Origin of the sequence: Hydrococcus rivularis NIES-593, from assembly GCF_001904635.1 — a bacterium.
Lineage (GTDB): Bacteria > Cyanobacteriota > Cyanobacteriia > Cyanobacteriales > Microcystaceae > Hydrococcus > Hydrococcus rivularis.
The window spans coordinates 124816-148497 of record NZ_MRCB01000007.1 but is presented as its reverse complement, the minus strand read 5'-3'; the positions used below and the strand labels follow the sequence as shown (position 1 = coordinate 148497).

The 23682-nt window shown below is 44.4% G+C and carries 20 protein-coding genes; 11 read left to right on the top strand and 9 right to left on the bottom strand.

Annotated elements, in window-relative coordinates:
- The first annotated feature begins 155 nt into the window (after positions 1 to 155).
- Together NIES593_RS08520 and NIES593_RS08515 are read left to right on the top strand one after the other, a co-directional pair.
- Positions 156 to 3197: an EAL domain-containing protein gene (locus NIES593_RS08520; RefSeq protein WP_073599168.1), complete on the top strand. Its 3042-nt coding sequence runs from the start codon at positions 156 to 158 to the stop codon at positions 3195 to 3197.
- Positions 3197 to 4504, top strand: coding sequence for a hypothetical protein (locus NIES593_RS08515; RefSeq protein WP_073599167.1), 1308 nt, complete (start codon positions 3197 to 3199; stop codon positions 4502 to 4504). Before NIES593_RS08520 ends, NIES593_RS08515 begins: the two co-directional genes overlap by 1 nt.
- A gap of 181 nt (positions 4505 to 4685) precedes the next feature.
- Here the strand turns inward: NIES593_RS08515 and polA are convergent, their stop codons facing one another.
- Positions 4686 to 7574, bottom strand: coding sequence for a DNA polymerase I (gene polA / locus NIES593_RS08510; protein ID WP_073599166.1), 2889 nt, complete (start codon positions 7572 to 7574; stop codon positions 4686 to 4688).
- Between the two features lie 247 nt (positions 7575 to 7821).
- Here polA and NIES593_RS08505 point away from each other — a divergent pair, with 247 nt between their 5' ends.
- Positions 7822 to 8085 carry an AbrB/MazE/SpoVT family DNA-binding domain-containing protein gene (locus tag NIES593_RS08505; protein WP_073599199.1) on the top strand — a complete coding sequence of 88 codons (264 nt, stop codon included), beginning with the start codon at positions 7822 to 7824 and terminating at the stop codon, positions 8083 to 8085.
- Complete coding sequence (locus tag NIES593_RS08500) at positions 8072 to 8461, top strand: type II toxin-antitoxin system VapC family toxin (protein WP_073599165.1); 390 nt, start codon at positions 8072 to 8074, stop codon at positions 8459 to 8461. Before NIES593_RS08505 ends, NIES593_RS08500 begins: the two co-directional genes overlap by 14 nt.
- Before the next feature lies 1 nt (position 8462).
- Here the strand turns inward: NIES593_RS08500 and NIES593_RS08495 are convergent, their stop codons facing one another.
- The 3 genes from NIES593_RS08495 to NIES593_RS08485 form a co-directional block, all read right to left on the bottom strand.
- Entirely contained in the window at positions 8463 to 9308 is an 846-nt protein-coding gene (locus NIES593_RS08495) for a GUN4 domain-containing protein (RefSeq protein WP_073599164.1), read from the bottom strand.
- 224 nt (positions 9309 to 9532) lie between these two features.
- Entirely contained in the window at positions 9533 to 10357 is an 825-nt protein-coding gene (locus tag NIES593_RS08490; RefSeq protein WP_175561081.1) for a transglutaminase family protein, read from the bottom strand.
- A 21-nt stretch (positions 10358 to 10378) separates the two neighbouring features.
- Positions 10379 to 11920, bottom strand: a complete 1542-nt coding sequence (locus NIES593_RS08485; RefSeq protein WP_073599162.1) for an FAD-dependent oxidoreductase — start codon at positions 11918 to 11920, stop codon at positions 10379 to 10381.
- A gap of 299 nt (positions 11921 to 12219) precedes the next feature.
- Between NIES593_RS08485 and mrdA the strand changes: the two genes are divergently transcribed.
- Positions 12220 to 14055: a penicillin-binding protein 2 gene (gene mrdA / locus NIES593_RS08480; RefSeq protein ID WP_139253657.1), complete on the top strand. Its 1836-nt coding sequence runs from the start codon at positions 12220 to 12222 to the stop codon at positions 14053 to 14055.
- Between the two features lie 91 nt (positions 14056 to 14146).
- Positions 14147 to 14764 carry a hypothetical protein gene (locus NIES593_RS08475; protein ID WP_073599161.1) on the top strand — a complete coding sequence of 206 codons (618 nt, stop codon included), beginning with the start codon at positions 14147 to 14149 and terminating at the stop codon, positions 14762 to 14764.
- Between the two features lie 138 nt (positions 14765 to 14902).
- On the opposite strand, the gene NIES593_RS08470 is transcribed toward NIES593_RS08475, so the two are convergent.
- From NIES593_RS08470 to NIES593_RS08460, 3 genes are all read right to left on the bottom strand, one after another.
- The gene (locus NIES593_RS08470; RefSeq protein ID WP_073599160.1) at positions 14903 to 16228 is read right to left on the bottom strand and encodes a phenylacetate--CoA ligase family protein; all 1326 of its coding nucleotides are present in this window, start codon (positions 16226 to 16228) and stop codon (positions 14903 to 14905) included.
- Complete coding sequence (gene nuoF, locus NIES593_RS08465; protein WP_073599159.1) at positions 16225 to 17844, bottom strand: NADH-quinone oxidoreductase subunit NuoF; 1620 nt, start codon at positions 17842 to 17844, stop codon at positions 16225 to 16227. The genes NIES593_RS08470 and nuoF overlap by 4 nt, the downstream gene beginning before the upstream one ends.
- Positions 17845 to 17931: 87 nt before the next feature.
- A complete protein-coding gene (locus NIES593_RS08460) occupies positions 17932 to 18363 on the bottom strand; it encodes a hypothetical protein (protein ID WP_073599158.1) in 432 nt (143 codons plus the stop codon).
- Positions 18364 to 18580: 217 nt separating this feature from the next.
- On the opposite strand from NIES593_RS08460, the gene NIES593_RS08455 reads away from it, so the two are divergent.
- From NIES593_RS08455 to NIES593_RS08445, 4 genes are all read left to right on the top strand, one after another.
- Positions 18581 to 19429: an alpha/beta fold hydrolase gene (locus tag NIES593_RS08455; RefSeq protein ID WP_073599157.1), complete on the top strand. Its 849-nt coding sequence runs from the start codon at positions 18581 to 18583 to the stop codon at positions 19427 to 19429.
- Positions 19430 to 19525: 96 nt separating this feature from the next.
- Positions 19526 to 20128, top strand: a complete 603-nt coding sequence (locus NIES593_RS08450; RefSeq protein ID WP_073599156.1) for a cytochrome b/b6 domain-containing protein — start codon at positions 19526 to 19528, stop codon at positions 20126 to 20128.
- Between the two features lie 5 nt (positions 20129 to 20133).
- Entirely contained in the window at positions 20134 to 20304 is a 171-nt protein-coding gene (locus tag NIES593_RS24020) for a hypothetical protein (protein ID WP_175561078.1), read from the top strand.
- Positions 20305 to 20329: 25 nt separating this feature from the next.
- Positions 20330 to 20719, top strand: a complete 390-nt coding sequence (locus tag NIES593_RS08445) for a nuclear transport factor 2 family protein (protein ID WP_015142540.1) — start codon at positions 20330 to 20332, stop codon at positions 20717 to 20719.
- Between the two features lie 40 nt (positions 20720 to 20759).
- Here the strand turns inward: NIES593_RS08445 and NIES593_RS08440 are convergent, their stop codons facing one another.
- Together NIES593_RS08440 and NIES593_RS08435 are read right to left on the bottom strand one after the other, a co-directional pair.
- The gene (locus tag NIES593_RS08440) at positions 20760 to 21527 is read right to left on the bottom strand and encodes a glycosyltransferase family A protein (RefSeq protein ID WP_073599155.1); all 768 of its coding nucleotides are present in this window, start codon (positions 21525 to 21527) and stop codon (positions 20760 to 20762) included.
- 13 nt (positions 21528 to 21540) lie between these two features.
- On the bottom strand, positions 21541 to 22563 hold the full coding sequence (locus NIES593_RS08435) for an Npun_R2821/Npun_R2822 family protein (protein WP_073599154.1): 1023 nt from the start codon (positions 22561 to 22563) through the stop codon (positions 21541 to 21543).
- A gap of 107 nt (positions 22564 to 22670) precedes the next feature.
- Between NIES593_RS08435 and NIES593_RS08430 the strand changes: the two genes are divergently transcribed.
- Positions 22671 to 23600: a glycosyltransferase family 2 protein gene (locus tag NIES593_RS08430; protein WP_073599153.1), complete on the top strand. Its 930-nt coding sequence runs from the start codon at positions 22671 to 22673 to the stop codon at positions 23598 to 23600.
- Positions 23601 to 23682: the final 82 nt, after the last annotated feature.

Here is a 23682-nt window from a genome sequence, read left to right as displayed (position 1 = left end):
GCGTTGCCGATCTTAGCAAAGGAGGGCGCTCGCTCTCCAACTTTCTTTTGAGTTTTCTACTTTAAAATTCAAATATATTTAATTTAAATATTTAAGTTAAGCTAGGTCAGAATCGATTAAAACGGTACTGTTCTTGTGGAGAACGAGGTAAGCAAGTGAGTGATAATGAGCGGGAGAAAGTCCGTCACATCTTAGCTATTGAAGATCCTCAAGGTCAACGAATCATTCCCCTTGAAGGAGCTACGTATTCTATCGGGCGAGATCCGCGCAACTCCATCGTTCTTAACTCTAAATTAGTGTCTCGCCAACACGCTATTTTGTTGCGGGTAACTGCCCCCGATAGCCAATACTATCTATTTCGCATCGTCGATGGCAACCTCAACGGACAGAGAAGCAAAAATGGCTTATTTGTCAATGGAAAAAAATGCTTATCTCACGATCTCAAACACGGCGATGCGATTGACTTTGGTCACTACGTTCGAGCCAAGTACTATACCGTCTCCAATTTAACCGATTCAGAATTTGCCGAGTCATCTGGAGCAGATGACTTTTCTGACTTTTTATCGAGTCGAGCTAGCTTCTACGATACTCTGATAGCTCCCGAACCCGAACTAGCGAATAATAGCGAGGCAGCTTTGGTTCGCTTAGCATCCTTTCCCGAACTGATTCCCAATCCCATCGTTGAAGTCGATTTGAAGGGAAACGTCACCTATCTCAATCCAGCCGCTATCCTCAAATTTCCCACGCTCAAAGAGATGGGACAATCTCACCCGATTTTGAGCGGGCTAGCTTCGAGCCTTAAAACTCAAAAGCAAAACGCCTTTGCCAGAGAAGTCCGAGTTGACGGAGAATTTTTTGAGGAATCAATACACTACATTCCCGAAAGCGATTTAATTAGAATTTTCATTATCGACATTACCGAACGCAAGCAAGCAGAGGAAGCGCGGCGGCAGGCAGAGGAACGATATCGCAGAATTTTTGAGAACGCTGTTGAGGGGATTTTTCAGACTAGCTTAGACGGACGCTATTTAGTAGCCAACCCCATGCTAGCCCGCATCTATGGATACGATTCCCCAGAAGAATTGATCGATAGTATGACCGATATCGGGCGGCAGCTCTACGTCGATCCGCTCCGTCGGCTTGAGTTGATCGGTCTGATGCGCGAGAAAGGCGAGATACGCAGCTTTGAATCGCAAGTATACCGCAAAGACGGCAGCATTATCTGGATCTCTGAAAAAGTGCGTCCTCTGTACGACGCAGACGGCGAGGTAATCGGTTATGAAGGCTCGGTAGAGGATATTACCGAACGCAAGCGAGTCGAGCAAGAATTGCAAAAGCGCGATCGCCTGCTGCAAGCAGTGGCAGAAGCCGCCAGATATTTACTCGCCGAAATAGAGTACAAGAAAGCAATTTTCCAAGCTTTAGCGATATTGGGAACGGCGGCTGCCGTGGATTTCGTCGTCATCGTCGAAAATCATCCCCAGCCCGTCACTGGCGAATTATCCATGAGTTTGCGCTATGCTTGGTCGCGAGAGTCTTTAGAGCCGCTCGTACACCAGCCTCACTGGCAAAATCGCCCTTACAATGCATTCGGCAAGTCTGACTGGTATGCGACTCTCGCTTCGGGTCGCTCGATTAACCGGACCATTCAAGAATTTTCCCCTGCCGAACAATCCCTGCTCGACCTAGATGGCATTCAATCGCTGCTGGTTGTTCCCATCTTTTTAGGCAGCGAATTCTGGGGCTGGCTTGGCTTTGCCGATTGCCAGCAAGAACGCTGTTGGTCGGTTCACGAAGAATCGACGCTATTTACCATGGCAGCGAGTATTAGCGGGGCCCTACAGCGACAGCAAACCGAACAACTAATGAGCCACCGCGCCCTTCACGACCTGCTAACCGATCTGCCCAATCGAACGCTATACAACGAGCAGCTATCCTTGGCGATTCCCAATGCGACTCGGCAGGGCAAAAGTCTCGCCGTCATGTTTCTAGACCTCGATCGCTTTAAAAATATCAATGACACCCTCGGACATACGGTTGGAGATGAATTGTTGAAAGCCGTCGCGCAACGTTTAAAAAACTCCCTCAGAGCGGGGGATATTGTTGCTCGTTGGGGCGGCGATGAATTCACCGTCCTGCTGTCTCAAATCGAAGAAATCGAGGATGCGACGAGAACTGCTCAGAGAATCCTACAATCCCTAGACGAGGTGTTTCATCTCGATGGTCACGATTTATACGTAACTAGCAGCATCGGCATTGCTCTGTTGAACGAAGACAGTTACGATGCTGAAACCCTAATCAAAAACGCGGATACGGCTCTGTATTACGCCAAAGAACAGGGCAGGAATCAATACCAGTTTTACACTTCTGCTCTGAGCGCCAAAGCTCCCGAACGGCTGAGCCTAGAGAAGCGGTTGCGTCAGGCACTAGAGAAAAAAGAATTTAGCCTTCATTATCAACCTCGCGTCGATGTAGCGACCGGACAAATTACTGGCATGGAGGCATTGCTTCGCTGGCACAGTCCCGATATGGGAGCGGTGTCTCCTGGGATTTTTATCCCCGTTGCTGAGGAAAGCGGTTTAATTCTTCCTATCGGGGAGTGGGTGTTGAGAACTGCCTGCATCCAAAATAAGGCTTGGCAAGTGGCAGGATTGCCTGCTATCTGCGTGGCGGTCAATCTCTCGCCTTTGCAGTTTCGCCAGCCCCAACTGGTCGAAACGGTCGCGAGGATCTTGCAGGAGACGGGACTGGAACCTCGCTATTTAGAGCTAGAAATCACGGAAACGACAGCCATCCAGGATATCGAATTCACTCGAACCGTGTTGCAAAAACTCGATCGCATGGGGGTTCGCCTCGCCATCGACGATTTTGGAACGGGTCATTCTTCCTTGAGTCGCCTTCAGCTTCTGCCCCTACACAACCTAAAAATCGATCGCTCTTTCATTCGCGATTTGACCAATGATAAAAAAGTCTCTCATATCGTTACGGCGATAGTTACCCTGGGACAAAGTTTGGGCTTGAGCATCATTGCTGAAGGAGTGGAGAAAGAGGAAGAACTGGAGTTTCTCAAATCGATTAACTGCGAGTCGGTACAGGGTTTTCTCTTCTATCGCCCGTTGCCCGTGGAAGGGGCAACTGAGATTCTCGCCAATGCAACGGAAAAGAATGAAATCGCACTACGAGAGGAACGCGACTGATGAGCGATTATCGCCCAACTCTAGACGATCCCCTACAACCCAGCGACCGGGAGGCGCAACTAATCTACGCTCACGTTCTCAACTGCGTTCGGACAGAATCGACCGAGCGGGTTCTCGATGACTTCCGGCGTTTGCTGATCGAAGGCAGAGACTATAAGGACGCTCAAGTCCGTGCGGCAGTGCAAAAAATCGTCGTCTCAAAGAGTGCTGAGCGAGACTTTAAAATCATTCTTTATCGATGCTGTCAGATCGCGATCGATTACTGGTATCAACAACCCCAACTGCAATCTGCCATTCCGGAGCTAGTAGAACTGTTCGAGCAGTTGCCTGCTTCTCTGGTTAGCGCTTCTCGCTTCTCGAGTCGCTGTCTGCAATTGGTCAAAAATTTTACCGAAACCGCGCAGTATCTGAGACTGAAACGGTTGGTACGAGTTATCCAACCCGCCCAGAAAAGCGAGGCGATTAATTCTCAATCCCTTGGAGACATCCTCAGTCGCTATCCCTACTTGTACAAGTATTGCCTGCTCGATGAAGATTGCAGCCTCGACTATCAGCGAACCATTAGAAAAATTAGATCGCGCAACCAACGCAACTATGAAGTTACCCTAGCTCAGTACTTAACCTATCAAGTCAGACTCGTTCAACTCGCTCGCGCTCGTCAACTTTCGGGGGGAGCGGGAAAACTGCTACGACGAGTTGAAAATCCCACTCTGCTTAACTCAGATGAGCTAAAAGCTGCTCTGAGACAATTTGCTGCTAAAGGTGCGACTCACTCGACAACGGGGAATTTAGCCTTCGATCTGCTCGCGAATCAGAATCAAATTCTGTCCTATAAAAACTTTAAAGATAACTTACACAATTATCTTATATCTATTATCGATCCTGACTACGCTAAAAATCGGTTCGGCAAACTCCTTTATGAAAAATTACAAAGGATTCTGCCAGATTATCACGCTCAAAAACTGAGTGAATTTCTCGTTCTTCGTACTTATAATCAACTCTTAAATTTCTTAGTAGTAGAAAGCCCGCAAAATCTCAATCATCAGATTTTTACCGATCTAATTGTCAATTTGGGTTCGACAAAAGCGAGTGTTTTTCTATTTAGATTGGTAATGCTATACCCAAAAATTAAACCCCATTTGGAAAATAGACTATCGCTTTTATTCGAGTATTATTCATTGACTTCTCAAGAAAAAATTGCTTGGTTTATTAAAGTTTTAGAAAATTTTCAAATCGCTTTCAGTATTCATTTTGGAACGTTAGATTTATCGGGTTTGAAATTATATAGCGATCTCCAATCCGATTAAACGACTATCATTAGAGAAGTGCGACCAATTATGACTTATCTTTAGCAGCTATTTATGCCTAATACCAATTTTCAGGTTTTCGCGATCGACATTCTTCACCCCTCTCCCTATTTGGGAGAGGGGTTGGGGGTGAGGGCAATCGACTATCTCTGTCATTAATGAATGAAAAATGATATAATATCTATTTAGCCTCCATCCAATTTTTCCCAGCACGCACTTCGACGACTAAAGGAACTGTCAATTCTACAGCATTTTCCATCGTGAATTTGATTTTAGGTTGCAACTCTTCCCATTCAGTAGGAGGAACTTCAAAGACTAATTCGTCGTGGACTTGTAATAGCAATCTCGCTTGATAATCCTGTAAAATTTTGTGCAGTTTTACCATGGCAATTTTGATAATATCTGCACTCGATCCTTGAATGGGAGCATTAGCAGCAGCCCTCAAAAGTTGTGCATCTGTATTGCTAAGTTTTAGTGCATCTAAATCAATTTCTTCTGGATTACTTCCTCGTAGTTTTTGTAAATTCTCATTAGCAAAGTCAAAATAGCGTCGCCGTCCAAAAATTGTTGTAACATATCCCTTGGCTATCGCTTCTTTTTTTACCCCTTCTAAATAGGTAAAAACTTGTGCATATTTTTGTCGATATTTTTCAATAAAATCCTTACCAATTTCGACACTTAATCCTGACGATCGCGCAAATCTATGCGCCCCCATTCCATAGATTACACCAAAATTGATTGTCTTTCCTAAATTGCGCTGTTCTGGCGTAATTTTATTAGTATTAAACATTACTTTAGCCGTTACGCTATGCACGTCTTCTCCTTGGCGGTATGCTTCGACCAGAAGGGGTTCTTGACATAAATGGGCTAGAATTCTTAACTCAATTTGAGAGTAATCAGCTGAGACTAACAGCCATCCTTCTTCGGGAATAAATGCCTTGCGAATTTGACGCGAAAATTCTGTCCGAATGGGAATATTTTGTAAGTTTGGATTGGAAGAAGATAGCCTTCCTGTTGCCGTGATAGTTTGGTTAAAATCGGTATGAATTCGCTTCGTATCGGGACTAACTAATTGAGGTAATGCATCGACATAGGTAGATTTCAGTTTAGCAAGCGTTCGATGTTCGAGAATTTTATCGATGATGGGATGATCGCCCTGTAGCTTTTCTAAAATCGCGCGATCGGTAGAATAACCCGTTTTCATTTTGCGCGATTTTTTAGAATTTAACCCTAATTTATCAAACAAAACTTCGCTCAATTTTTTAGGAGAACCTAAATTAAACTTCTCCCCGGCTTCTTCATAGATTTGTTGTTCGATCGCTTGTAAATCTCGTTCTAATTTTACGGAAAATTCTTTCAAATAATCAACATCGATCCGAATTCCCCGCGTTTCCATTGCTGCTAGAACGGGTTCTAAAGGCAATTCTATGTCTAATAACAGTTTATAAAGTTCTGGATTTTTTTCTAATTCGGCTTTCAGTTTTGGCATTAATAGAAAAGTTACATAAGCATCCATGCCACAATAATTGGCTACTGTCTGAATATCTAAATCGCCAATATTTTTTCCTTTAGGAATGCCTAAATTGTTATAGTCTTGAGAACAAATCTCTGACAAATAGCGATCGCAGATATCGCTGAGTTTATGGCTTAGTTCTGGATGGATGACATAGCTAGCTAGCATGGTATCAAAAACCACGCCAGCGAGTTTTATTCCATGTTTCCAGAAGACATTGCGATCGAATTTAGTATTTTGAAAAACTTTTGGATATCGAGAACTTTCCAAAATGGGACGTAAAGCTTCTAAAACTTCTTTTGCTTCCAAACAGATTCCATCGCTATGACAGACGGGAATATAAGCAATATCTGTCGGTTTCTCTCCCCAACAACACCCAATTCCCACTAATTTTGCTTCTCGCGGATTAATAGAAGTGGTTTCAGTATCCCAAGCGACGGGTTGTTCTGGATCTGTATGAGTTTTAAGCCGTGCAATTAATCCTGTCAGCTTCTCTTGAGTATCTATAATTTGAGGAGAAATAGATGAGGGAGATCCGGTTTGTTTTGAAGTTTTTACGCTAGAGTTAGATTGCTCGAATAAAGATAGCTGTTGTGTCGATTTCCCACCAAATTGCTGTTGTAATTTATCGAGTCTTGTAATAATTGTCTTTAGTTCTAATTTTTCTAATAAAGGTTTAACAGCTTTTACATCAAATCCCTGTAGCTTACAATCTTCTAGCTTAACTTCTACAGGAGCATTTAAAACTATCTGTGCCAAATGACGAGAATGTTCCGCATCTTGTTTTCCTTCTTCAAGCTTTTTCTTGACTGCTCCCTGGATTTTATCTAAGTTTTGATAAATCCCTTCTAAACTTCCATATTCCTCCAGCAATTTGACAGCAGTTTTTTCTCCGATTCCCCTCACGCCGGGAATGTTATCCGATTTATCGCCGCACAAGGCTTTATAATCAACAACTTGATAAGGTTTAATGCCTAATTTTTCTTCAACTGCTGCCGGATCGAATTCGGTGTAATTCGCAGAAGAACTTCTGACAGTATTTCTATCAACGTAGAGAACACTAATGCTTTTGTCTAGATCGACCAGTTGAAATAAATCGCGATCGCCGCTGACAATTTTAACTCGATATCCTGCCTCGCTTGCTTGTTTTGCCAGCGTTCCTATGACATCATCAGCTTCATATCCAGCCGAGGTTACTATCTGTAAATTAAATGCCATTAATAATTCTTGCAGATTTTTTAGATCGGGAAGAAAATCGTCTGGCGTTTCTTTACGATTGGCTTTGTAGTTTACATCGGCATCGTGACGAAAAGTTGCCTCGCCGCGATCGAAAGCAATTGCGATATATTGTGGTTGTTGAGATTCAATAACCTGTACGAGCGAGTTAAGAAATCCAAAACAAACGCTAGTGGGAATTCCGCTAGAGGTGCGCAGCAATCCTTGCCTAGATGTTGCAAAAGCATAATACGCACGAAAAGCGAGAGAGTGGCCGTCAATAAGTATAAACAGAGGCGATGTTTCTGAGTTAGTGGGTGTGGAGACAAGAGAAGTAGGCATAAATATTTAAATAGAGAGCGATCGCAATTTACAGGCAGTGCAGTGGAGAGCTTCTATTCAAGCTTACTCCAACGTCAAGTCGCTTCGCTCCAAATCAAAATTCAAAATTATTAATTCAAAATTAAGACAATCAGTGCTTGCTCGTACCCACACTAATTCTGAATTGCGAATTGGTATTATCCTCCTAGTCCATTCCATCAATGCTAAAATTCTTACATATTTCTTACTTTTGAGTTTTGCCGTCTTTATGAAAAAGACAAAAATGTCGAGTAAAGGTCAAGTTATTATTCCCAAGGCTTTACGAGACGCTCATCGCTGGGAAGAGGGACAAGAATTAATTGCGATCGATATGGGTGACGGAATTTTACTAAAGCCCAAAAAACCTTTTCCAGAAACAACTTTAAATGATGTAGCAGGTTGCTTGAGGTATCAAGGAATGCCCAAGAGTCTTGAAGAGATGGAAGATGCAATCCGTCAAGGAGTGAAGGAGTTATGGAATGGTGACAGTTGATACTAATATCGTCGTGCGACTGTTAACCCAGGATGACGAATTACAGTTTCAACAAAGTGTAAAGCTTTTCCAGTCACAGGATATCTTCATATCAGATACGGTAATCCTAGAAACTGAATGGGTGCTACGTTTTGCCTATAAGTTTAAGCCATTTGACGTTTGTCTTGCGTTAAGAAAGCTGTTTGGTTTGCCAAACGTACATCTCGCCAACGCCAGTTTAGTTGCTCAAGTGCTTCAATGGCATGAAAGTGGCTTGGATTTTGCTGATGCTTTTCATTTGGCACACAGTCAACAATGTTCGGAATTATATACTTTTGACGAAAAATTTATCAAAACAGCCAAAGGATTAACGCAGTGTCGGGTGAGAAAACCTTGAATCAAAGGGATTGACAGTTATCAAAGCGACTGAAAAGGATGACTGGGGTTAGCCACCACCAGTAGTAAAGTCTCTCGGCACCCAGCCCTATCTCCCAATAGGCAGCCGGAAGATGACCGGGAGGCGCATTGAGACTAAAATCGAGGCGTTCGTAAGCTACCCAGGTTCCTTGGTTATACCATCCCACGCGATCGCAAAATTGACACCAAATTTCGTAGCTAGCATCCAAAGTCCCGCCAACTTCTTGCCACAGCGACTGCTGGACGCTAAGGCCGAAATGTCCGTTGCTGTATCTCGTCCAGAGGCGATCGATATTATGTAAATCCCAAGCGGGAAAATTTTCTAAATCGGTTATTCTCAGCCAACCTTCTTGATGGCGATCGCATACTCGTAATAAGAGAACTGCTGTTTCTCTGTCTGCTTCTTGCCATTGTTTTTGTGCTAATAAGTCTTTTAATCGAGTCAGATCTACTGTCTCAATTTTTGTCAGTTTGCCTTCTAAGGTTGGCTCGACTTTGACTTTTTTTTCCCAAAAAGGATGGGCATAAAATTCAGATAATCGGTTCATTAATTGTAGGCGTTCTTGCTGTAATTTTGCCACTTCAACTCGCAGGTATTCTACTTCTTGATTGGTTTTTTCTAGCTTTGATTGAACTTTCCATAGTTGCGATTGCGATCGCGTCCACCATTCGCGTGCCCAAGTCGTTCTAACTCGTTCTTGCTTCAATAAAACTTCTGGTATTTCTGTAAGAGGCAATGAATAGCTTCTTAAATCCCATCCACAGGTGCAACAAAAATTTACTTGCCCTCTAACATATTCTGTTTGACAGACCGGACATTGCTCCATTTTTAAATCTTTTTTTCACAAAGATTGGAGTTTTTAAAAAAATCGCACAATCTATTGGTTTCTGTAGATCTAAGATATCCAGAAAAAGATTAGGAAATAATTTTTGATTTAGTTGACCAAAACAATTGTCAATTCGCAGTTCGCAGTTCGCAATTAAATACAAGAAATCTTTTAAAAATTGCGAATTGTGAATTGGTAATTGCGAATTGTATTGACTATTAATTCTACATAAAAATTTTTATCTTATCAAGTAAATTGCGAATTATGTCTGCATCTTCTGCATCGGGAAAATTGGTAAGATACAAGTCTAATTCCTGAAAAGCTTGCACCCATTCACCTAGCTGATAGTAGAGAAGACCTTTATCTCGTAATTCTCTTTGATTAGAGGGAAAGAGCAATAGAATTCTTTCTACTGCTGCGATCGCTTTCAATAATTCCTGTTTATTAATGTAAATAAATTTCAGATTGGTAAGCATTCTTGCTAAAATTTGTTTATTCTTTACTGGGTCGAGGAAATGTGACTCTAACTGCACGGGTTGTTGATAAATTTGTCTGAGTCTTTCTTCACAATCTTGCACGAACAGAATCTCTCCTCGCTCGAAAACATCGACAAAAATTCCGACATATTCAAAGTCCGGGCGAATTAAAAAATGCCCCGGCATTCCAATCCCTAGCATGGGAAAATCTATGCGTTTAGCAACTTCTAAATAAATGACAGATAAACTAATAGGGATTCCCGTGCGGCGATCGATAACATCATTGAGAAAACTATTGCGAAGATCGTAATAATTGCTCGTATTACCCTGAAACCCAAGCTCGTCAAAAAGATACTGATTAATACTTTGTATTATTTTAAGAGGATATGATGTTTGAGGCAGACGTTCTTGAAGTTCTTCTGCCATCATATCGAGAGCATTAAGATATTTCTCAATATCCAGAACTGGATATTCTTCTTGTGCTATATAAAGTGTAGCTTTAGCTAAATCGATCTGAGAATCGGATCGCGCGATTTCTTTAGAAAAATTTTGCCTTCCTTCTGAAAAATTTATCATTGGTTTTCTCTTGATTTATTACTTGTGATAGTCTCCACCAGAACCGTATTGCCAAGCATCTAACCAACGATTGTAGTAATATTGTGACACTGAAGGTAAATTTTTTATCGCGGGTCGGAGCAATTTTCCTAAAGGATATAAACCGCTATAAAGTGCAAAATTAATGTAATGAATACTCCAATCTAATAAAGAAAAAATGCCAACCTGAGGCAGAATGGGTAAGACTAATTTAGGATTGACTAAAGGTAAAGTTTTAGAGAGTGCTGAAAATTGAATGACATCTTGAAGAAAAGGTTTGAGGACATCATCGCCCAATTTATCCATGACTTGAAAAACGCCGCTCATGAGGTCATTAATTTGATTGGGAGATACTTTTTTATCTATCCCGACGCTCATAGCTTTCTGAAAAAGCCAAGTTACAGAAATATTGGGTTGGTAAGGTTGTAATAAGGATAAAGCATTGCGATCTAAAAGATTAATTTTTAGAGCTTCATCAATCCCAAACGTCAAGCGTTTTAGATGCCTAACCATCGATCCAAATCCGCCAAAACTAACGGGAGATTGACCACCCGCACTATCTCCAACCGCTAGAATTCGATTCCAAGGCAGATGAAGGGGACTTTTAGGATAAGAAGGGAAAAACCCAAATAAAAAACGCCCGAATTGTAGTTGGTTTAATTCTACATTTTGATACTCTGGTAAAAGACGCAGATACTCTTCCATGAAAAATTCTAAACTGAAGCGATCGCGATGGGTATCGACATAGGTAAATAGATAAGTCGTTCTGCCATCTCTTGCTGGAAAAGCTTCCCAAAAATACTGACATTGGTTAAGAATTGGCGTAAAAGAAACAATTAAATCACCCGTTTCGTTTTTGGGATAACCTTTCGCACAACTGCCGACAACCAAACAGACTCCGGCTGGTTTTTCTCCTCGTCTCGCTTGTTTTACAATGGGCGAAAAGTGACCCATAGCATCGATTAACAAGCGAGTCTTTAAGACATGTTCTCCTGCTTTGATTAAAACGCCATCGGGATGAATCGTCGCTGAATCGAAAGGCGTTTTTTCTAATAAAGTTCCGCCAGCTTCTAAAAATTTTAATTTCAGGGTTTCTAATAGATATACAGGGTCGATGCCAATATTTAGGACATCTCTAACCCAAACTTCAGAACCTTGAAAAAAACTTACGCGAGCGGAATTATATTCAGTTGCGATCGCGCGATCTAATTCGGATTCCGAAAGAAGATCTAATTCTAAAAATACTTCTAATTCTTGACGAGAAATATTCCATTCCTGATCTCTGCCTCGGAGAATTCCTCGCTCGATCAGAGCAACCCGCCAACCTCGTTTTTGCAGGGCTGCACCGATAAGAATTCCCAACGTACCGCCACTAATGACGACATCCCAATCCGTATTGCCGAGCGATTCTCGGCTCTCGTCAATGACACAAGGAACAGATGAAGATCCCAAGCGAAGTTCCTGCCAGAGTTTATCGGCCGATCGCAGCCGTTCGAGTACGTTGCCAGGGAGTTGCGAGAGAACGCGATCGCTTAGTTTCATCGAGATTTCTTGACAATTTCTGACTTTTGCTCATCTTTATCTTAACCTGCCAAACCGCCTCTCCGAGCAGAAGCATCAAAATCAAGGAATCATGGGCGAGAGGCAACATTTGTTACTCTCCGGGGACTGCCATTTTAAAAACGCTAGGCTAGTCTAGAGTTACGATGGTTTTAGCAATGTCAGACAAAACCGACCGAGGTTAATAAAAACTATGTGTGGTCAAGTGTGTGAGAGTGAAAAACGCCAAGAAACCGGATTGAGGACGCTATCATCCAGCTCGATTTCTTTAAAGGGGTGATATGCGATCGATCCAAAGACAGAAATTCAAAAGAGTTTTTCTTCCATTGACGATCGCCGAACCCTTAAGGTTCCCAGCGAGACTCAAACAGAAGGGACGAACTGTCGGGCGGCAGTTTCAACCACTTCTGATTATGTTATTTATCAGTCTGGTTTTGCTCGGAGGCATTGGCTCGCGTCTGGTTTATCTCCAGCTAATCGAGGGTCAAATTTATCGCGAAAAGGCAGACAACAATCGCATTCGCATCATTCCGAAACCCCCAGTTCGGGGAAATTTGTTCGATCGCAAGGGCAAAGTTCTCGCCACAACGCGCCTAACCCACGCCGCCTATCTTTGGCCCATGGTACAACTGCGGCCGGACTGGCCCGAACAACTCGCTCGTCTCTCAAAACTGCTAGCCGTACCGCAAGCAGAACTCCAGCAGAAAATCGAGCAGGCTGGCGCTAACACCCCTACTCTAATTCGGATCGCTCGCAGCCTTACTCCGGCTCAAATTACTGCCCTCGAAGAATATAAAAGTGGCTTTGAAGGCATAGAAGTCGATATCGAAACAGTGCGCAGCTATCCCAACAAGCAGTTGGGCGCTCACATTCTCGGCTACACCGGAGAACTGAATGCCGAAGAACTCGCCAAACGCCGCGCCGAAGGCTATCGCATGGGCGATATCGTCGGCAAGATGGGCGTAGAAGCCGCCTACGAAAAACAACTTCGAGGCGAATGGGGAGGGCTACAGCTTGAAGTAGATGGTTCTGGCAAAGCGATCCGAGTTTTGGGACAGAAAATCGCTAAAGCTGGCGAAGACGTAACCCTGACGTTAGATCTAAACGTTCAAAAAGCGGCTGAAGCGGCACTTGGCAGCCGCAAAGGGGCGATAGTCGCGATCGACCCCAGAAATGGAGCCGTATTAGCCCTAGCCAGCAATCCCACCTTCGATCCCAATATCTTTTCCGGTCAAATTACGACCGCAACTTGGAAGAAACTCAACACTCAAGGCAATCCCTTTATCAACCGAGCGCTGCAAGGGTTTCCTCCCGCTTCTACCTTTAAGGTAATAACGCAAACGGCAGGGATGGAATCGGGCAAATATCCGCCCAATACTATCCTGCCCACCTTCGCCTATCTCCACGTGGCAGGAACGGCATTTGGGGAATGGAATAAAGCGGGATTCGGTTCGCTGGGCTATGTCAGAGCAATGGCTTGGAGTAGCAATACCTTTCACGGTCAAATCGGCAAAGGTGTAGGAGGACCGACTCTGATCGAGTGGGCGCGCCGTTACGGGTTTGGATCGAGGACGGGAATCGAACTCAAAGAAGAAACGCCTGGTTTAATTGCCGACGATGCTTGGAAGCGAAAACGATTTGACATGAAGTGGTCGGATGGCGACACGGTAAATATGTCCATCGGACAGGGATTCACCCTGGCAACGCCGTTGCAGGTGGCAGTCATGTTTTCGGTTCCCGCTAACGGCGGCTACCTAGTCAAACCACATCTGCTCAAAGATGACAGCGACCCGAACAAGTACCGTAAGTCTATGAATCTCAAACCAGGAACGGTTAAAACTCTCCGGGAAGGATTGCGAGCAGTTATCGCCAGTGGCACCGGAAAAGCTCTGAATGTTGCGCATTTACCGCCTGCTGCTGGCAAAAGCGGCACCGCCGAAGCGCCTCCCGGTAAAAACCATGCCTGGTTTGGGGCGTTTGCCCCTTACGATAAACCAGAAATCGTCGTGGTTGCCTTTGCCGAACATTCCGGCGGCGGTGGCGGTAAGGTAGCCGCGCCAATGGTCAAACAAGTTATGGAGGCTTATTTCAACAAGCAGCCGAAGAAGAATCAATGATATATATGGTGCAACATCCGAGCAATTTGTACGTTGGGTGTGGTAATAATAGAGAAAAAGTTTCGTCCAGGACAGTCCAGGACAAAAGACTATGGAAATCGATCGCGTACCTATTACCCAACTCCCCTCCCGCTATGGGATTGCTCGTTCTAACCTTTACACTCGCCTAAAAGACCTGGGGATCGAACCAGAAAAGCAAGGAAAGAAAGCGTTTGTCAATGCCGAACAATTACAACTGTTAGATGCTCTACACGAACATATTCAGAAAGGCGGCGTTACCTCTGAATTTCTCAAAAATATAGATAACGCCCGCATTCAGCCAGAGCGGGCTTTAGCAAAGTTGCCGACCGAACAAATTCCCTTATTTGAGCCAACCACCTTTGTCGCCGTAGTAGAAGCCATCGTCAAGCGCCTCTTACCTTCTACTGGAAGTCGCCTATCTTATCTGCGGGAACTAGAAGAGGCTTATGAGAAAGGTTGGCTGCTAAGTACTTCGGAAGTTGCAGACCTTCTCAAGCTGTCTCCTAAAACAATAGCAGCCTACGGACAGAAATTTGAAGATGCCGGTTTTGTCTTCACCCGTGTCGGAATTCGTAAAGGCGGAGAAATCGCCTGGGCAATAGACAAGCACTCTTCCCTCGACGTGCTGCCAAATCAGTTAGACATTGGCATCAAAGAGGCTTTTTCGTCAGATTTTGACCCCGAATAGCTAATATCATTTTTCATTCATTAATGACAGAGATAGTCGATCGCCCTCACTCCCAACCCCTCTCCCTATTTGGGAGAGGGGAGAAGAATGTATATCGTGAAAACCTGAAAATTGGTATAACTACTCCCATCGCTTCCGCTAATTCCCATGACTTGCGATCCGAGAGACTTTGCCCGTCGCGTTGCGCGGAATTTGTAATACGTGCTTCACGGTTATCGGCGGTACGATCGCTCCTTGTTTTTCTAACTTGCGCTGCAACGCATCTACCAACTCGGAGTCCGCTACTTGATTAGAGGGATTGCTGAGCAATATGCGAAGTCCGCTCGCATCGCGAACGACTTGCCATTCGCTGACGGGTAATGCATCCAGGATTTGATGGAAAATATGGGGATGTACCTTGATTTCCTCCCCCGTTGTCGCTGGCAAGGAGAGGATTTCCTCTCTACGTCCTTGAATGTCTTCAATTAGAGGGTAAGGACGGCCGCAGGGACAGGGAGCGGTCGCCAGGCACACGCTGTCGCTCAACTCGTAGCGGATTAAAGGTTGGGTACGATTGAAAAGAACGCTCAGGAGTAACTTGTCGCCGTAAACTCCTGGCGGTACGGGATGATTATTTTCATCGACGACTTCAACGATCGCTAAGTCTTCAAATAGATGCAATCCTTGATGGAAATCGCATTCGGCCGCGATCGCGCCGACTTCGGTAGAGACATATTGGTTAAAAAGTTTTGCTTTCCAAGCTTTTTCAATTCGCTGTCGCATTTCGCCTGTCAGCACTTCGGAGGTACTAATAATGCAACTCGGTTCGATCTCAAGCCTTCCGTCGAGCTGTTCGTCTGCCAGCAGGTAAAGTATGGAAGCATAAGCGACTAAAACTTCTGGCTGCCAGATATTGAGTTTCTCGGCGATGCGTTGTATCGGTTCGCTTGCATCTATGCGCAGTTCTCCTGCCCGGCGAACGGTAGCGCTAATTCTCGCTGACATGTGCCAAGGGGTTGAGGATGCAACGACGGCTGAGAGCATTTCTCCCTCTAGAGACATCATGTTTTGAGCGCGTGCAAACGAAGCGAGGACGGTTGCCCACTCCCAAGGGTCGAACAGAAATAGTCCGGGACTTCCCGTGCAGCCCGATGTCGCACTCACCCAATAGCGTCCCAGATATTCGTCCTGTCGTAAGTTCCGGATATGAGCTTCAACGTCGGTTCGACGAATAGTACGATCCGTGACCAACTCGTCAAAGCATTCCATCATCATTGCTTTAGTGAGGACTGGCAACGCTTGCAAAGGACGGTCGGTTAACCCGCGATGAAATTGCTGGTAGAAGGGCGATCGCGCGTAAACATACTCGCGCAGGCGGCTCAACGCCTTTGCCTGGTACGCCTCTAATTGCTCGTGCGTCCAGCGATCGCGACGCTCTAGCTGCCAGCGCTTCAGCAGCATTCTTATCAAAATCTGGACGTTCATACTGTCCTCTTTTCCTCTCGCTCTTGCCGACTTTTAATGAAGGCTAAATAGTCGTTTCGGAAATAGCGCAGCGTACTCAAAACCGGATTGGGAGCCGACTGTCCCAAGCCACACAGACTGGTAGATTTAACCATGTCGCACAACTCTTCGAGTCGTTCTAGATCGGCAAGTGAGGCTCTACCTTCGCGAATCTTCGTCAGCAAGCGATATAACTGCACCGTACCGACGCGACAGGGAGTACACTTGCCGCAGGATTCCTCCATGCAAAACTCCATGAAGTAGCGGGCGACATCGACCATGTTGGTATCTTTATCCATTACGATCGCGCCGCCAGAACCCATGATCGAACCGAGTTGTACTAAAGATTCGTAATCGACGGGCGTATCGAACGCCTCAGCGGGAATGCATCCCCCAGATGGCCCCCCCGTCTGTACCGCCTTTGCTTCACCGCCATCGGGAACGCCGCCGCCCATTTCCTCGACAATCTGCCGCAGGGTAGTTCCCATCGGCACTTCAATCAAACCCGTATTGCGAACTTTGCCTGCTAGGGCAAAGACTTTCGTTCCTTTGCTCTTTTCCGTGCCGATGCTGGCAAACCAGTCAGCACCCTTGCGAATAATCCAGGGAACGTTTGCCAAGGTTTCAACGTTGTTAATCAGCGTCGGATATCCCCATAAACCGGATTCGGCAGGATAGGGCGGACGCGGGCGAGGGGTGCCGCGCTTGCCTTCAATCGATGCCATTAATGCCGTTTCTTCGCCGCAAACATAAGCTCCCGCCCCAATGCGCAGATCGATGCGAAAGTCGAAGGGAGAATCAAAAATTTGGCTGCCCAACAAGCCGAGGCGTTGCGCTTGGCGAATTGCCATCTGAAGGCGGCTAATGGCTAGGGGATATTCGGCTCGAATATAAATGTAGCCTTGGCTAGCGCCGATCGCATAAGCCGCGATCGCCATTCCTTCTAAGACGCGATGGGGATCGCTCTCCAAGACGCTGCGATCCATATAAGCACCGGGATCGCCTTCGTCGGCGTTGCAGATGACATACTTGCGATCGGCTTTTTCCTTGGCAACCGTCGCCCATTTTAATCCCGTGGGATACCCTGCGCCGCCGCGTCCTCGCAAACCGCTACGAGTAATTTCTTCTATGACCTCGTTGGGTTTCATCTCGTGCAAGACGTGGTAAAGTGCTTGATAGCCCGATGCCGCGATGTAGGCTTCAATCCGCTCTGGATCGATCTTGCCGCTATTTTCTAGCACGATCGGCAGTTGCCGCATAAAAAATGGATGCTTGAGATCGCCTTTTTGACAGGTTGCTTCTCCTCCATCAAGTGCAGCGATAATGGAAGGAGCATCGTCTGGGATAACTTTTTCGTAGAGCGTTCCTTCCGGATCGACCCCTACTAGCGCTCCCTGACAGCACAAACCCATACAGCCAACGCTGCATACTCGAACGCGATCGCTCAACTGGGCTTGGTCAACTGCTTTCTCAAGACTTTCTTTTACGGCGGCCGAGTTGGCCGACATACACCCCGCCGCCATGCAGCAACGAATCTGGACGGGTTTTTGAGAGGCGCGTTCGCGATCGGCAATTTCTAGTAGTTCGCTCAAATCCATATTCCAGCCATCTCCTTGCCGCGACTGGTTTAGTTCTATCTTGAAGTTAGACCAGAATGTTGAGGAACTTGTGAGGAAAGAATCGAACTATTGAGATGGGAAACGATCGAATAATTCAAAAACTTGTCGGCAAAAATGTTTGAGTTTTTCAGCTATATCGGCTGCTGGCTGATAATCGCCGACTAACTGCCAGTTGTCGATGGTTGAGAGTCGCCAAGCCTGTCCCTGATAATTAAACCCTACAGTTTCTATCCCGATCAATCTTTGGGAGTTATCTTCAGGATCTTGGTGAAAGCGAATCTGTACCAGAATGCTGCGACTTTGGAATCTCGGACTCCATCCAGGAAAATGAAAGCCAATATCGATAGAATGGGGATCTACCCACTCGCGAGTATCGGGATCGTTGCGCCAAGGTTTTAAATCGGCCCTGGCATCAGGAAATGCAGCCTTAAATAAATTGACGACTGCTGCAATTTTAGTGGTTATTTCTAATCCTTTCGCTTGCTCTGATGCATTCATGCCCGCCCTCCTACTATGAGTCACTCAGGATTGTTAAGGGACTTTATTATTTATTACAAGTTAAACCAAAATAATTTACTGTATCTCATGGCAGGATTTAAAGAGAATCGGCTTAAAACAAGTTGCGAGGAGTTTCTTCCTGGGTTGCTCAAAGTGCCAACAAGCACTAAGGTGACAGAAAATAAAATGAATTGATAAATAAGGATAACAAACCCCAGTGACAATAGTAGAAAATTCTCTTATAGTTGGTTCGCTCGTCTGGTTTTATCGAGAAGTTGTCCCAAATCGAGAAAGCGATAAGCCACCCGTCTTGTTACTACATGGTTTACCCGCTCAAAGCTATACCTGGCGCAAAGTCATGCCAGCTTTAGCCGAATATGGATTTAGAGCGATCGCGCCTGATTGGATTGGTTCTGGTTTTTCGGCTAAACCAGAAAAACGAGACTTTGCCTATACTCCAAATGCCTATCTAGAGGCACTCTCTGCTTTTATTCAATCTTTAGCCATTAACAAGTTTTCCCTCGTCGTTCAGGGATTTCTCGCTTCGGTTGGCTTGCAGTATGCTTTGCGCAATTCAGACGCGATCGATCGCTTAGTTATCATTAATACTCCTTTGTTCCCTACAGCTAAATTACCCTGGAAAATGCAACAGTGGGGACTGCCTCTGATTGGAGATATGTTAACTCAAGATCCCCTACTGGTCGATCGCACTTTGGAGGGAGGCAGCGGATTTGTCATCGCCGATCGGGATTTAGATATCTACCGCCAACCCTTTCTCAAAAGTTCTGCGGCAGGACGCGCTTTAGTGGTTACCATCAAAAACTTAAAACTTTCCGAAACCCTAGCAGAGGTGGAATCTGGCTTTTCTAGTTGGGAAAAACCCACCCTAATTATCTGGGGAATGGCAGATCCCTGGCTCTGTGTTGAAGATGCCCAAAAGTTAGCCAATTCTAAACCCAATGTAGAATTGACTAAGCTAGAGGAAGCCAAACACTATCCTCAAGAACATTGGTCAAAAGAAGTTGGGGGTGAAATTGCTAACTTTTTACGCCGTCAGGTGGTTTGACTATTCCGTTAACCCAGGCATAAATGAAATTGGAGTCTAACCTAGCTACCACGAGCCATCAAACCATGACAGTGTAGATTTTGTACAACAGAAACCATGTCTCGCTCTCGTCCCTATCAACCTTTGTTGCTCCGAATCCTTCACGGTTTCAATGCTTTAATTGCTGTTTTGGCAATTATTACCTCATTTTGGGTCTACAATACCTACGACGGTCGTTTGATTCGGATTGCGCTACCCAAAATTAACGACATTATCGGCATTCACGGCACATTTGGTTTAACTTTTCTGTTGATTATGCCTGCCTTGGCGATCTATAGTTTTCATTGGGGTCAAAAACGTTTAGTACAAGCCGACTCATTGGCAAAACTGACGCAGGTAGGTAAACCCATTTGGTGGTACACTCTTCATCGAATAGTCAATACCGTAATGTTAATTGCAGCTACCTTGGCTCTCATCACGGGAAGACAGATGAAGGAAGAATGGCTTCCTGCTGGAGAATTACATCATACTTGGTATCAACTACATCTGTTGGGATGGGTAATTCTAACCTGTTGTCTCTTCATTCACCTACTCATGTCAGTTAAGGTTGGCGGAATTGCGCTAATCGTATCGATGTTTGAGTGGCAGCATACGCCAGAAGATTCGCCTCGCCTATGGTGGCAAAAAGTCCGTTCTCTCTTGCATCGCGAGAAACCATAAAATCGATGAGGCAAAGGAATTTAATTCTTATAGGGGTAGAAATTTTGGTGATGGCAGGGATTGTTTTTGCCTTTGTTTCTCCTTTGTTTTCTCCTTCAGAAACAGAAGATGAAACATCATCTCGCATCCGCGCGATCGCTCTTAAAATAAATACAAAATCATTTATCCACTCTTGATAATTCCTCAACTGGATTTAAGATCGTGTCCGATGTTGATAGAACGGAAATATTAGCAACTAACGAGGCTTTTTATCAAGCTTTTGAGAAAAAAGATATTAAGGCAATGAGCCTAGTCTGGTGGCAAGGCGGCAGTCTGTGCATTCATCCTGGCGGCAACGTGTTAAAGGGTTGGGAAGAAGTCCGTCACTCTTGGGAGCAAATTTTTCGCCATACTGACTATCTAGAAATTGGTATCGAGTTAGTCAATATAGAAATAGGCTCTCAAATTGCTTATGTCGTTCTTATTGAAACCATACTGCAAGTTAGCCGGGGCAGATCTTTTCAAGCTCAATCGACAGCAACTAATATTTTTGAGAAAATGGCTCAAAAATGGTATTTAGTTCACCATCACGGCAGTCCAATTATGCGTTGAGTAGAGACGCGATCGCGCCTCTACGACTCCCATTATACGGCTAGGCTAGATCGTACAAGCTAAATTCCTCGCGAATAGCTGGCGTTAGAATTCGGTAGTCCAAAAAAGCTTTAAGTCGCAAAATTCGACTCTTAATCGAGATTTTTGGCGTTTGAGCTTGTCCGTAAAGAAGATTTTCTCCATGTTTGATATAAACCGCACCAGCAAAAGGAAGAGTATCGAGAATTTTTCCTCTTTTTTCTAAGGTATTTTTAATTTCTCTGTGACGATAATATTTATAGATATGCCAGGTTAATTCTTCTTCTGTAAACTGTTCGGGAAGATTGTATAAGTCAGTTTTAATAATGGTACTGGTACCGCAGTAGCGATCGAATCCCTTTCGCATAATTTTTATGTATTTACTGCCGTCTTTATACCAATAACCTCTTCTAATTAACCAGCCATTTTCTTGAAGGCGATCGCTGACAAATTCAGCTAAATGTTTACTAACGCAGTCATCTGCATCGACAATCATAACGTGAGACGCACCGAGTTGTCGAGCATAATTCAGCCCTCTTAAAACTTTGCGTTCTCTGTCAAAATCTTTAGACTCTAGATCGGATCGTGGTAGGGGAAAATCAACTTCAATGTAAGTAATGTGAGGATGGCTAAATTGAATCTGGGGTTTTTCGTTACAGACAACGATCGCTTGAAAATTTGATGAAGTCTGATTGCAAACCGAACGAATGCTTCTTTCAAATAACTTAGAAATTGCTTCCCACGAAGTCGATACTTTAGGACTTTTGAGAGGAATAATAAAAGCTAACATAGTTATCGCAATTTTATTTAGCTAATGTTCTAGAAATTTTTTGAGCTGCTTTTTGTAAAAAACGGTTCACTTTCGTCAGCGAACTAGGGGGGATTAATTTTGCTGGTCTTAGCTCTGGTTGTTTGAGAAAGCGATAGTATAAGAAGATATCTTTGTAACGAATATCTGCATCTTCTCCCCGACACAAACGAGCAAAATCGCTAGAAGAATAATTCATATAATGAATGCGATGAATGGGTTTTAATCCCTGTTCGTTATAGAGAACATTATCGATATTGACAAAAGGATCTTTATCGGCACAGTTCCCCGTTCTATCTTTGCCATCGGGAGAAAGAGTAAAATTGTAAAGCGGGCGATCGCAGCGAAAAGTTAAATAATTAAATAAAAAAACATCATCCCACCAACCGAGTCCATTAATCCATTCGACCTCTTTGTGTTCGATTAGTTTTTCTTTAAGTTCTAAAAGTTCTTGAGGCGAAAAAAAACCTGCTTTAGAAGCAAAAAAACTGGCATCGTGAATTTTAGGTCGAATATCTGCCTCTCGATAGGACGTTGAGGCTTCAATTAGGGGAATATTTAAAGCTGCTGCGGAAGTAGCTTTTTTATGTTCCCAGTCGTCAAAGACAAAATCATATTCTTGTAATTTTTTAAATACGCCATCTACTGGCTTCATTGCTAAATTATCGGCTTCGTAGAAAACAAATTCATCAAAATCGCCGTCAAAAGCCACAAATTTTCGCTGTAGATGGCTATTATACCATCTCGGACGGTTTATTTTGCTCTCTTTTGCTCTCGAATGTGCGTTCCAAACCTCACGAGCAAAATCTTCCCATCGTTGAATAGATTCTTGTTTTTCAAACAGGATAAGGTTGGGTCGATTTTTTATCTCTTGTTTGACTTTTTCGAGGCGATCGTCGTAAGGAATTATACAAATTGGCAGATCGGGACTGACATTGGCTTCAATACTATTAATCAGAGCCACCAGTTGATCGTACACGACATCATTTGCTAAGGTATAAATTCCCTTGGAAGGCATTGAAAAAACTCCTAACTTAGCTAAGCGATCGCAATTTGCGATTATAGACCGTAGTATAGTTTAATCGAGCGGGCTATATTTAAATATACATATCTAGAATTAATGCTATGCCCCAGATAGCTGCTATTATTTGTACCCACAATCGAGAGAATTACTTAGGAGCAGCCATTGATAGTTTACTCGCTCAAGAGTGCGACGATTTTGAAGTATTAGTAGTCGATAATGGCTCTACCGATCGCACCAAAGAGGTCGTAGAATCGCGCCTTTCCCATCCTCGACTGAAATACGTCTACGAACCCGTTCTCGGTTTGTCCGTCGCCCGCAATACAGGCGCAAGAGAAACGTCCGCACCGATTCTTGCCTACCTCGATGACGATGCCGAGGCGAGTTCCCAATGGCTGAGGGTACTAATAGAAGCCTACCATAGCCATGAAAAACTGGCGATCGCGGGCGGTAAAGTCACCTTAATTTGGTCTGGCGGCATCGCCCCTCCCAAGTGGATTTCTCCCGACATGGCAGCGGGACTGGGTGCCTACGATCTCGGCGATCGCGTCGTCTACATTGACAAACCTAGCTTAACTCCCAGAGGATTAAATTATTCCCTTCGACGTACCTTTCTCGAACAAATGGGCGGTTTTGATGCTAACTTGGGGCGAATAGGCAAAAAATTGCTATCCAACGAAGAATTGTATATGACAGAATTAGCCCTCCAACACGGTTGGCAAGTTGCCTATCTTCCCGATGCCCTCGTCGCGCACAACGTCGCGCCAGAACGCTTAAAACCGGGCTGGTTTTTGCAACGCAGTTGGTGGCAAGGCGTGAGCGAATGCTATCGAGAAGAAGTGGCGGGGCGCACGGGAATCGCTCAACTCGGACGCGGCGGAGAACGTTTGCTCCGTGGGCTGTACAAAGCTTTGAAGTATATTAATGACCCCGCCGTACGCTTTGACAATCTCGCCTATGCCTACGGACAAATCGGTTATCTCACCGAAGTTATTAAAGTGATGTTGATGTTAGGCGGGAAATCTAGTTCTTAGTTTTTTGTAGTAGATAGTGGTTAGTAGGAAGAAAATAACTGAAGAAAATAACTAACGACTAACCACTATCTACTCATGACCA

What these genes read in the sequence shown, in the direction of transcription:
- NIES593_RS08515 (WP_073599167.1), top strand. Translation starts at nt 3,197, where the DNA reads ATGAGCGATTATCGCCCAACTCTAGACGATCCCCTACAACCCAGCGAC.
- polA (WP_073599166.1), bottom strand. Translation starts at nt 7,574, where the DNA reads ATGCCTACTTCTCTTGTCTCCACACCCACTAACTCAGAAACATCGCCT.
- NIES593_RS08505 (WP_073599199.1), top strand. Translation starts at nt 7,822, where the DNA reads ATGAAAAAGACAAAAATGTCGAGTAAAGGTCAAGTTATTATTCCCAAG.
- NIES593_RS08500 (WP_073599165.1), top strand. Translation starts at nt 8,072, where the DNA reads ATGGTGACAGTTGATACTAATATCGTCGTGCGACTGTTAACCCAGGAT.
- NIES593_RS08495 (WP_073599164.1), bottom strand. Translation starts at nt 9,308, where the DNA reads ATGGAGCAATGTCCGGTCTGTCAAACAGAATATGTTAGAGGGCAAGTA.
- NIES593_RS08485 (WP_073599162.1), bottom strand. Translation starts at nt 11,920, where the DNA reads ATGAAACTAAGCGATCGCGTTCTCTCGCAACTCCCTGGCAACGTACTC.
- mrdA (WP_139253657.1), top strand. Translation starts at nt 12,220, where the DNA reads ATGCGATCGATCCAAAGACAGAAATTCAAAAGAGTTTTTCTTCCATTG.
- NIES593_RS08475 (WP_073599161.1), top strand. Translation starts at nt 14,147, where the DNA reads ATGGAAATCGATCGCGTACCTATTACCCAACTCCCCTCCCGCTATGGG.
- NIES593_RS08470 (WP_073599160.1), bottom strand. Translation starts at nt 16,228, where the DNA reads ATGAACGTCCAGATTTTGATAAGAATGCTGCTGAAGCGCTGGCAGCTA.
- nuoF (WP_073599159.1), bottom strand. Translation starts at nt 17,844, where the DNA reads ATGGATTTGAGCGAACTACTAGAAATTGCCGATCGCGAACGCGCCTCT.
- NIES593_RS08460 (WP_073599158.1), bottom strand. Translation starts at nt 18,363, where the DNA reads ATGAATGCATCAGAGCAAGCGAAAGGATTAGAAATAACCACTAAAATT.
- NIES593_RS08450 (WP_073599156.1), top strand. Translation starts at nt 19,526, where the DNA reads ATGTCTCGCTCTCGTCCCTATCAACCTTTGTTGCTCCGAATCCTTCAC.
- NIES593_RS24020 (WP_175561078.1), top strand. Translation starts at nt 20,134, where the DNA reads ATGAGGCAAAGGAATTTAATTCTTATAGGGGTAGAAATTTTGGTGATG.
- NIES593_RS08440 (WP_073599155.1), bottom strand. Translation starts at nt 21,527, where the DNA reads ATGTTAGCTTTTATTATTCCTCTCAAAAGTCCTAAAGTATCGACTTCG.
- NIES593_RS08435 (WP_073599154.1), bottom strand. Translation starts at nt 22,563, where the DNA reads ATGCCTTCCAAGGGAATTTATACCTTAGCAAATGATGTCGTGTACGAT.
- NIES593_RS08430 (WP_073599153.1), top strand. Translation starts at nt 22,671, where the DNA reads ATGCCCCAGATAGCTGCTATTATTTGTACCCACAATCGAGAGAATTAC.